Annotated in this window: 8 protein-coding genes and 2 pseudogenes; 2 read left to right on the top strand and 8 right to left on the bottom strand. The window is 44.5% G+C overall.

What is annotated here, in order from left to right:
* The coding region (locus KQI64_RS10580; RefSeq protein ID WP_216522743.1) for a type IV secretory system conjugative DNA transfer family protein at positions 1–704 on the bottom strand (704 nt) is incomplete at its 3' end.
* A gap of 783 nt (positions 705–1,487) precedes the next feature.
* On the opposite strand from KQI64_RS10580, the gene KQI64_RS00045 reads away from it, so the two are divergent.
* Positions 1,488–1,814, top strand: coding sequence for a helix-turn-helix domain-containing protein (locus tag KQI64_RS00045; protein ID WP_216522742.1), 327 nt, complete (start codon positions 1,488–1,490; stop codon positions 1,812–1,814).
* A gap of 393 nt (positions 1,815–2,207) precedes the next feature.
* Entirely contained in the window at positions 2,208–3,635 is a 1,428-nt protein-coding gene (locus KQI64_RS00040) for a recombinase family protein (RefSeq protein ID WP_216522741.1), read from the top strand.
* Positions 3,636–3,688: 53 nt separating this feature from the next.
* On the opposite strand, the pseudogene KQI64_RS00035 reads toward KQI64_RS00040, so the two are convergent.
* From KQI64_RS00035 to KQI64_RS00005, 7 genes and pseudogenes are all read right to left on the bottom strand, one after another.
* Positions 3,689–3,994 (bottom strand): annotated as a pseudogene (locus tag KQI64_RS00035) (sigma-70 family RNA polymerase sigma factor); the annotation flags it as partial.
* A gap of 75 nt (positions 3,995–4,069) precedes the next feature.
* Positions 4,070–4,693, bottom strand: a complete 624-nt coding sequence (locus tag KQI64_RS00030; protein ID WP_216522740.1) for a VanZ family protein — start codon at positions 4,691–4,693, stop codon at positions 4,070–4,072.
* 20 nt (positions 4,694–4,713) lie between these two features.
* Entirely contained in the window at positions 4,714–5,733 is a 1,020-nt protein-coding gene (gene rfbB, locus KQI64_RS00025) for a dTDP-glucose 4,6-dehydratase (RefSeq protein ID WP_216522739.1), read from the bottom strand.
* A gap of 136 nt (positions 5,734–5,869) precedes the next feature.
* Positions 5,870–7,558: a phospho-sugar mutase gene (locus KQI64_RS00020; protein WP_216522738.1), complete on the bottom strand. Its 1,689-nt coding sequence runs from the start codon at positions 7,556–7,558 to the stop codon at positions 5,870–5,872.
* Between the two features lie 15 nt (positions 7,559–7,573).
* Entirely contained in the window at positions 7,574–8,590 is a 1,017-nt protein-coding gene (locus tag KQI64_RS00015) for a type I phosphomannose isomerase catalytic subunit (RefSeq protein ID WP_216522737.1), read from the bottom strand.
* The gene (locus KQI64_RS00010) at positions 8,556–9,869 is read right to left on the bottom strand and encodes a sugar phosphate nucleotidyltransferase (RefSeq protein ID WP_216522736.1); all 1,314 of its coding nucleotides are present in this window, start codon (positions 9,867–9,869) and stop codon (positions 8,556–8,558) included. Before KQI64_RS00010 ends, KQI64_RS00015 begins: the two co-directional genes overlap by 35 nt.
* 5 nt (positions 9,870–9,874) lie before the next feature.
* Positions 9,875–10,127, bottom strand: a pseudogene (locus KQI64_RS00005) (GDP-L-fucose synthase); the annotation flags it as partial.

Below are 10,127 nucleotides of genomic sequence, written 5' to 3'. Positions count from 1 at the left end.
TCGCCGAGCGTCTGCTTCTTCCCCGTTCTGTTTGAAATATCCGCTTCGCCGACGGACTTCAGTAAAATGACCGCCTTCAGGATATTCATCTCCGCGTCATTCCAGAACGGGTCGGTTTTCGCGCCGCCTGTGTTCCGGATCACCGTCGCGGCAAGCTCCATTGCCATCTCCGGATCATTCTCCACCTCACCGAGCACGTCCCAGCCGTCTGAGCAATCGGTTTCGATCAGGTTGAGGATTTTTACCTCATAGCCTTGTGCCTTAGCGAAAGAACAGGTTTTCGCGTAGATTTCTCCCTTGGTGTCGACGACATAAAGAGATTCGCCCGCGCTAAGCTTGGAGATAATATAATTCATCACAAAGGCGCGGGTTTTGCCTGTTCCGGGCGGACCGCAGACAGCGATGTTGCGGTTGTAATCGGTACCCTTGCTCCAATCTCTGTCAGGCATGGAAACGATCTTCTTTTTCTTTTCATTCAAAAATCCGAAAACAACGTCGCCGTTTGTTTTGGACATTCCCTCAACTGTCGCGGGCAGTACCTTGAAATACTTCTTGATTTCTCCGGCGGTCATCTGCTTCGCGGAACCATATGTTTCTTTATGAGAATAATCAAAATTCCCGTTTTCCGCTCTGCGCGTCGCGTCCATCTTGCCGCGCTTGTCGCTCATGGTCACGCTGTAACCGAGAAGTACCACCGCGAGCACGCCGACCGCCAGCCAGACATACTTGGAATAATCGAAAAGAAAAGCATACCGAAAGGCGGTAAAGTGAATCTTACTATCGCTAACAAAACATCGGACTATCCCCTTCCATCGGCAGTATTCCTTTGCCTTAACTGTATTGTATCACAAACTTATGCGCATTTATTGCTGACTTTGTTGCTTGAATAATGAAGATTCTCTTTTGCAAGGCTTCATATATCTTTTTCAGTCCGTTTGTTCTGCACATCTAAACTACTCCTTACAAGGTCGCCGCCAGCTCATTCCAATCCAATCTTCCAACAAAGCATAGCGCAAAAGAAAACACAAGCAACGCGGACATCAGAACGGATGGAAGATTGGATATTACGATCAAAAACAAATAAGCTGTCAAAGCCAGTCTCCGAAATCTTTTCAGTCCGGCATATTTGAAACAGATAGAACATAACGCAATAGCAAGAACGATATTCACGACCGATAAACCGGCGTGAACAAAAACGAGCGCATTTGAAACGACCGACGCCAAAACCGACACAGCAATACAGCGTCCGAAAGAGATATTGGATTGCTTGATTAACCGCTTTGATTTCGTTCTCATTTCAAATTGCCTCACTACAATTATCTTGCTGTTTTATTATTGCTATTCCTTGTTATGGAATATTATATCATTAACTCTCCCCTTTGTCAACAAGAAATATTCTTGAAACGAATAAAGAATTTTCTATTGAAACCAAATCAGAAAACTGTTATACTATAAGTATTCCAAAATTAAGAAGGGGTTGGACAGATATGAGGAAGGACATCAGAACAAAAATCGTCGACACACTGAACGAGCGTCAGCTCAACCGCAAAAATCTCGCGGAGTACACGGGAATCTCTCAAAGCACCATCACTAAGATTTTGGGACGCTTCATTGAGAACCCTTCAAAGGATACTCTTGTTACAATGTGCGAAAAACTCAACCTGACGTACAGCCCCGCCGAGATAGGCAGATTTGAATATACTGCCGCCTCATTCACACAGGAGGAACTGGCCGCCTTCAATGATGCGTTGGAGGCAAAGTTCAGGGAAGGTAAGACAATTTCAGATATAACAAAAGCAATTCAGTCTATTTAAACGGCGAGGTCCAAATTTGGACCTCGCCCCTTTTTTGAGCAACAAAGTCAGCAAAAAAAGAATAAGTTAATGTGATATAGTATAGTTAGGTAATAATTTATTATCAAATGAATAATACCGGCAAATAATGGAATAATAATCTTAGGTGATACAATGTACATTCGAAACAGATATGACAGAGATAATACTATAATTAAAAATCCGTCATGCTATATCCCTAAGAACACATCGGAATTGGAGGAAATACTTGCTGAAATATATTCCGAAATTCATGCAGATTTCGACCAAACAAAGGAAAAAATTGCAGGTTGAAATCTGCATTTACATATGATATACTAAAAGAGGTTAAAGACCTCTTTTTTTATTTTGCCTTTTATCGGAGAGTGATAGCCTATGGCTGCAAAAAGGAAGAAAAAGACGCAGACTTTAATCAACGAAACCGCGTCAAACGAGAACATCACTGCTCTTTACATACGCGTTTCAACGGATTTCCAGTCTGAAGAAGGTTATTCGTTGGAAGCTCAGGAAAAGAAGCTAAAGCAGTGGTGCGACTTAAAGGACTATACCAATTATCAGGTTTATCAGGACGGCGGATGGAGCGGAAGTAACCTTGACCGTCCTGCAATGAAAAAACTGATTGCCGATATCATCAATAAAAAAGTTAAACGCGTCGTCGTTTACAAGCTGGACAGACTTTCCCGTTCTCAAAAGGACACTCTATTTTTGTTAGAGGAATTGTTTATACCTAATCAGGTTGAGTTCTATTCCATGAACGAAAACTTTGATACCAGCACACCATACGGAAAAGCAATGATAGGTATTCTATCGGTTTTTGCACAGCTTGAGAGAGAAAACATACGTGAGCGTACACGTATGGGTATGTATGAACGTGTTAAAGAAGGTTACTGGCGCGGCGGCAGCGGCACCCCATTTGGCTACAACTACGATCCAAGTCAGGATATACTGGTACCAAACGAGAACGCGGAGGACGTCAGAAGTATTTACGATTTATATCTGAAAGGGTACTCAACCACTCAGCTTGCCAAGATGTTTCCCGTCGCTAATGACAGACACATCACAAACATTTTAGACAGGATCACCTATACAGGTAAAATCAGTTATAACGGCGAAATCTTTCAGGGACGACACGAAGCGATCATTGATGAAAACACTTGGCACAAGGTTCAAATTGAAAGGCAAAGACGCTCTACCAAAAATATTGTAACATCGCATTATCTGTTAACAGGATTGATGGTTTGCGGCAAATGCGGCGCAAAAATGCATTATCAGCGTTGGAGCGGCGGAAGAACAAAAATCATCTGCTATTCACAGCAGACTTCAAAACCTAATCTTGTAAAAGACCCAAACTGCGATAATATGCGCTGTGAATCAGAGGATCTGGAAAGACTTGTCATCAATGATCTTTTTGACCTTACTAAAACAATAAGGGCTGCCGATACCGCTCTCATTGATACGAGAAACGACAGGACAGCCGGTTTGAAAGTATTGCAGCAAAAATACGATATTATATCATCTAAAATAAAAAGGCTCTACAACCTTTACGCCGAAAGCGGCGATAAGCTTCTTTTATCTACGATTCAAGATAATCAGCAGGAATTATCTTCCGTATCAAAAGCTTTAGAAAGTGAAAAATCGTCGGTAGCGGTTGTCAATGACGTCGTCTCGCTCAATAATGCTGTCAAGAATATTCAGAATGGTTGGGAGAACATGACGATTGCTGAGAAGCACAGGATCCTGCGAACCTGCATTGACAAGATTATCATCACCGACAACGCGGTTGACATCAAATATCTTATTTAGGTCGGAACAGGGCTAGTCCCTGCATAATTATATCATGGATTTCGACCTCTGTATATCATTGGAACGCCGTATGTGCTGAATTTCACGTCCAGCTTCGGGTCAAAATTATTTATTGCCTTGATAAGTCCGATCACCCCTACCTGAAAGAGGTCGTCAAGCTCCTCTCCGCGATTTCTGAATCGGTGAATGACACTGAGAACCAGACGCAGGTTGCCCTCAATCATCTCGTCGCGCGCACGCTTTGCCGACTTTTCATCGCCGTTTCTGATTATTTGCATCAGCTCGCGCTTCCGTTCTTCGCTGAGCAGCCTGAGGTTCGCGGTATTGACGCCGCAGATTTCGACTTTTCCGTACTGAATAAAATCGCCCCCGAACAATCACTTAACACCGTTAAGTATTGCCCGGGAGCGAGATGATTATTCATTTGCGATCATTCAAAAGACTTCTCGTTTTTTTATTTTATGATAGATACCGTAGCACATCAAAAACAGCAGGGTTCCGGTTATTCCGCCCAAAGCATTATAAACGATATCCGATATCTGAAATGTTCCTACTCTCAGAAACAATTGCGAAAACTCAATTATCAGAGTCAGATACAGAGCTAACCGGATATTTTTTAATACCAATCCGCCTATTTTTACACACCTTTGTTTTTTTACCAGAAACCATAAAGACAAAAATGAAAACGGAATAAACAGAACAATATTTTCAAGGCATTCGGTTGTTAAGACAAGCTCGCCGTTTGAATCCGTCCGGTATATCCACCATCCGCCAAACAAATCGTTCAGCGGATTGTGCCATAAACTTCTGTTCAGAACGGTACGGAATAAAATCATAGCAACATAAAAACACAAAAAGAATAATATTCTGAATGCAGCCGACGACCTGAATGTCAGAAACCACAGCTCAATTGTTTTTCTGATCCCCTGCCCCTGCTCGTTTTTCTCATACACAAACAAGTAACATGTCGATATCAAAAACGCCACAATCAGTGAAATCCATAAATACTGATAAAGCGCAGTGATAATATTTTTTGTGATAGAAAGAATAATATCCAAAATGAACACTCCGCAGCGAATTATCTGTTATTATACATCTTTTCGTAATAATTCTGATATTCGCCGGAAATGATTTCTTCCCACCACTCGCGGTTCTCAAGATACCATTTGATCGTCTTTTTGATGCCGTCCGCAAACTTTGTCTCGGGCAGCCAGCCAAGCTCATTGTGAATCTTTGTCGGGTCAATAGCATAACGCATGTCGTGACCCTTGCGGTCTGTTACATATGTAATCAGGCTTTCCGGCTTGCCGAGCTCTTTGCAGATAAGCTTTACAATATCGATGTTCTTCATCTCGTTGTGTCCGCCGACATTGTATACCTCGCCCACTCTGCCTTTGTGGATAATAAGATCGATTGCGCGGCAATGATCCTCAACATAAAGCCAGTCGCGCACATTGATACCTTCTCCGTAAACCGGGAGGGGTTTATCGGCAAGCGCATTTGCTATCATCAGCGGAATCAGCTTTTCCGGGAAATGATAGGGACCGTAGTTGTTTGAGCAGCGGCTGATCGTCACCGGCAGGCCATAGGTTCTGTGATATGCAAGAACCAGCAGGTCAGCGCCTGCCTTTGAACTGCTGTACGGGCTGCTTGTATGTATTGGAGTTTCCTCGGTAAAGAACAGGTCCGGTCTGTCGAGCGGCAGATCACCGTATACCTCATCGGTTGAAACCTGATGATATCTCTGTATGCCGTACTTTCTGCAAGCATCCATAAGAACCTCGGTTCCGATGATATTGGTCTGAAGGAAGATCTCCGGATTCTCTATGGAGCGGTCAACATGGCTTTCCGCAGCAAAATTAACAACAATATCAGGATGTTCTTCCTCAAAAAGCTTTTCGACCGCTGCTCTGTCACAGATATCCGCCTTCACAAATCTGAAAGACGGGTTATCCATTACTGATTTCAGCGTTGAAAGATTTCCTGCATAAGTCAGCTTATCAAGACAGATGATTCTGTAATCAGGATGCTCGTTCAGCATATGAAACACAAAGTTTGAACCGATAAATCCTGCTCCGCCTGTAACAATAATTGTCATAACTAATTCCTCGCTCATGCTAAATTATTCATAATGTCTGTATGAATGACATCAAGGTTTTTTATCTATTACATCTTTTCGATACTTCCCATACCGGTTCTTTTCAGCTCCCGGCATACAGCAAGTACATCACAGATTACTGAAAGTATCTGTTCAAATCCTCACAAATCTTCTTTTCAGCCTTTTCTGCCTCGTCCATGCTTCCGGCAGACACAGAGAGATATGTTTTCAGCTTCGGCTCCGTGCCCGAGGGTCTGACAACAACGGAACAGTTATCCTCAAGTAAAAATTTGAGCACATCTGATTTCGGCAAACCGTCAAGGCCTGGTGCGTAGTCTAATACCTTAACAACCTTTTTTCCTCCTATCGAGGAAATATCTCCGCGGAAGGCTTTCATTATTTTCTGCATCTTCGCAAAACCTGCTGAGCCTTCAAATTCAAAAGAATGAAGCGTATTAAGGCAGTAGCCGTATTTTTTGTACTGTTCCTCGAGCTTATCAAGGAGACTGATTCCCTTTGTTTTGTAGTATGCAAACATTTCACAGATAAGGAACGCGCCGTCCACAGCGTCTTTGTCACGCACATAGCCGCCGCTGAGATAGCCATAGCTTTCTTCCATACCGAAAATATAGCTGTTTTCCTTACCCTGCTGCTCAAGAAAACCTATCTGCTCTCCGATAAATTTGAAGCCTGTCAGAACATTTACGGTGCGCACTCCGTAATCAGCCGCGATACGCTCAGCCATGTCTATTGTAACTATTGTTTTAATAAATACGGGGTCTTCGGGCATAGTGCCGTTTTCAATGCGTTTTTTGCAGATATAGTCAAGCAGAAGCATGCCGGTTTCGTTGCCTGTCATAAGCCGGTAATCGCCCTTGGGAGTCTTTACGGCGATACCGACGCGGTCGCAGTCAGGGTCGGTGGCAAGCAGCAGGTCGGCATTATATTTCTCAGCGTACTCCATGCCGAGTGACATCGCTTCCTTGATTTCGGGATTCGGATAAGGACAGGTCGTAAAATTACCGTCAGGCTGCTCCTGTTCCTTAACTACAGTGATATTTGTATATCCGCTTTCACTGAGTGTGCGGAGTACGGGCTTCAAGCCTGTGCCGTTCAGAGGTGAAAAAACAATCGCAACATTTTTGTCGATATTATCGTTTTCCGAAAGCACCGACTGGTTTTTAACTTCCTCAACAAACGCTGTATAAATATCATCACTGATATATTCTATTGAGCCGCTTTTTATTCCGTCATCAAAGCTGCCCGTCTTTACATCGGCAAAAATATCAAGCTTTTCGATTTCCGAGAGAATATTCTTTGCCGCTTCTGTAGTAATCTGGCAGCCATCGGCTCCGTAAACCTTGTAACCGTTATACTTTGACGGATTGTGTGATGCCGTAACCATAATTCCCGCCGCGCAGTTCAATGCTCTGACGGCGTATGAAAGGCAAGGCGTTGGCATAAGCTCGGTATAGATATAAACCTTTATTCCGTTTGCCGCAAACACGCCCGCCGCTACACGTGAAAACAAATCGGATTTGATTCTTGAGTCGTAGCTCACTGCAATTTTCCGTTCATTTTCAGGATAATTTTTTATAAGATAATCAGAGAGTCCCTGCGACGCCTTTGCAACTGTATGAATATTCATACGGTTGGTTCCTGCGCCGATAACGCCGCGCAGACCGCCTGTACCGAATGCAAGGTCACGGTAAAACGCGTCCTCTATCTTTGACTCGTCCGAAGAAATAGCAGACAGCTCGTTTTCAACATCAGCATCGCCCTTTGCCTGCACACACCATCTGAGATATTCTTTTTTATAATCCATTTATTATTCCTCCCATCAGCAGCTTACTTTTAGCATAGACGCTTTTCCGTGTATTTTCATTTCAACGCTGTCAGCCGGGACAAAAATGCAGTCGCCCTTAAAAAACGAAAGAGCCTCTTTTCCGAAAAAAATACTTCCGGTGCCGCTCAGACACAAGAGCACATTAAAGGAAACGTCGCCGACCTGAAACGGCACCATATTGCGGTTGGTTTCGGTATTCAGCATGATTCTTTCGACCTGAAAATACTTGCACCTGCAAAGCAGTTCCGAAGCCCAGCCCGGTCTGTATTTCAAAACGCGCATCGGCTGTTTTGGTTCTCTGCTTCCTTCAAGATTTGCTACCTCAAGCGCTTTATCCACATGAAGCGTTCTTTTCTGTCCGTTTTTGTCTACACGGTCGTAATCATACAGCCGGTATGTGAGATTTGAGTTCTCCTGTATTTCCGCGATCAGCGCTCCGGCTCCGATCGCGTGAATGGTGCCCGCTTCAATATAATAAATATCGTCTTTTTTTACAGACACCGTCTGAAGGTACTTTTCCAGTTTTCCGGTTTCAATGGCGTTCCGGATTTTCTCCTTACTCACCTTGTGATGCAGACCGTAAACCAGTTTTGTATCCGGGGCGGCGTCAAGCACATACCACATTTCGGTTTTGCCGAGCTGTCCGTTTTCATGCTCCATAGCATATTCATCGTCCGGATGAACCTGAACGGACAGATCTTTTTTTGCGTCAATAAGTTTAATGAGAATCGGCAGCTCGCCCTGTGTGCGCGGATGCGTTCCCAATAATTCGGGGTGCGATTTCAGTACCTCCGCCAAAGGCAGACCTTCAAATTTTCCGCTTGCAACCGTACTCGGTCCGTCGGGATGAGTTGAGCATTCCCATGTTTCTGAAAGCGGAGAAAGCGCAATGTTCTTGCCAAAATCGTAATTCAGACGATTGCCGCCCCAGAGATAATCCTTTCCCGTCGGTTTTAACAGAAAAGGCTTGTTTTTGTTATTCGAGAGGGAATTTCTGCTTGTCCTGTACATTAATTTCCTCCCCGAGCTGGACCTCGATAAGCTGCAATTCCGATACGGCAAAAACAGTATGCCGACAGCCCGCCTGCATCGTCACAACATCACCGACTGTAAATTCCTGCTCCATCCCGTCTACAACCGTCCTGCCCTGACCGGCGATGCAAACCCAGACTTCATCGCGGTTTTTATGGCTGTGGTAATTCATGCTGTTGCCGGGGTTAAGAGTTACTTTAATGGTCAGACTTTTATCCTCAACATCCAGAACGCGGAAGCTGCCCCATGATTTTTCGGCAAACATTATTTGCTGGTCGATCTTGTCAACGTAAGGCTTAATGTAGCTCGACTCGTCCTTATCGGAGACAAGAATTCCCTCGGGACTTGCTGAAATAACTACATCATGCAGTCCCATTGCGAGAACAGGGACATTCAGCTCATTAATGATATTAACGTCCGTGCATGTTTCGCTCATCATTGCGTCGCCTATCGCGGCATCTGTCATTGCCTCTGTCAGTGTATTCCACGTTCCGAGATCTTTCCACTGACCGCCGAAACGCATTACCTGGATCTTGCTCTCCTTTTCAACAACAGCGTAGTCGAAGCTTATCTTGGTAAGCGTATCGTACTTTGAAAAAAGATCCTGATAATCTGTAAAATCAATCAGCTCATGGGCGCGGTCAAGCACATATTTAAGCTTGTAAGCAAATACACCGCCGTTCCAGAGCGCGCCCTGTGAGATATATTCCTCGGCGGTTTTGGCATCGGGCTTTTCCTTGAATGTCAAAACCCGGCTTATGTCATCCTTGCTTTCAGGAATAATGTATCCGTATTTTTCGCTAGGATACGTCGGTTCTATTCCCATAAGCACCAGATTGGCTTCACCCTTGTCCGCCTGCTCGCCAAGCGCCTTTATTGCCGCAAAATAATCGTCCTCAACGTAAGGGTCAACAGGACATACAACAACTGCTTCATCCTCGGTCACGCCGAGAATATCGTGAAGGTACGCAGTTGCAAGCGCTATGGCAGGAAATGTATCACGGCGGCACGGCTCTACGGAAATACCAACTTCCTCGCCCAGCTGATTATGAATTGCCGAGACCTGAGTTTTTGATGTGGCGATGGTGACCTTAGCGTCGCTGTCAACTTTTTTGATCTGACGGTATACTCTCTGAACCATCGATTCATACTGACCGTCGTCCGTTTTGAATATCTTGATAAACTGCTTTGACCTTATATCATTTGAAAGCGGCCAGAGTCTTTTTCCCGAACCGCCGGACAAAAGCACTATATTCATATCAATTACCTCTCTGCTCTCATGGGATTGTTGAGGAAATCCTCATACGAAAGGCGGATGCCTTCTTCAAGCTCCGTCTTGTACCTCCAGCCGAGAGCCTCTGCCTTTGACACGTCAAGAAGCTTTCTGGGTGTGCCGTTGGGCTTTGAGGTATCCCAGCGGATCTCGCCCTCGTAGCCGATAACCTTCGCGACAAGCTCCGTAAGCTCCTTTATGGTCAGCTCCTTGCCTGTGCCGGCATTTACCGTTTCGTCGCCG

The sequence above is a fragment of the Lachnoclostridium sp. MSJ-17 genome, from assembly GCF_018918205.1.
Classification (GTDB): domain Bacteria; phylum Bacillota; class Clostridia; order Oscillospirales; family Acutalibacteraceae; genus Ruminococcoides.
The sequence above is the reverse complement of the archived record's forward strand: the minus strand, read 5'-3'. Positions and strand labels throughout refer to the sequence as shown.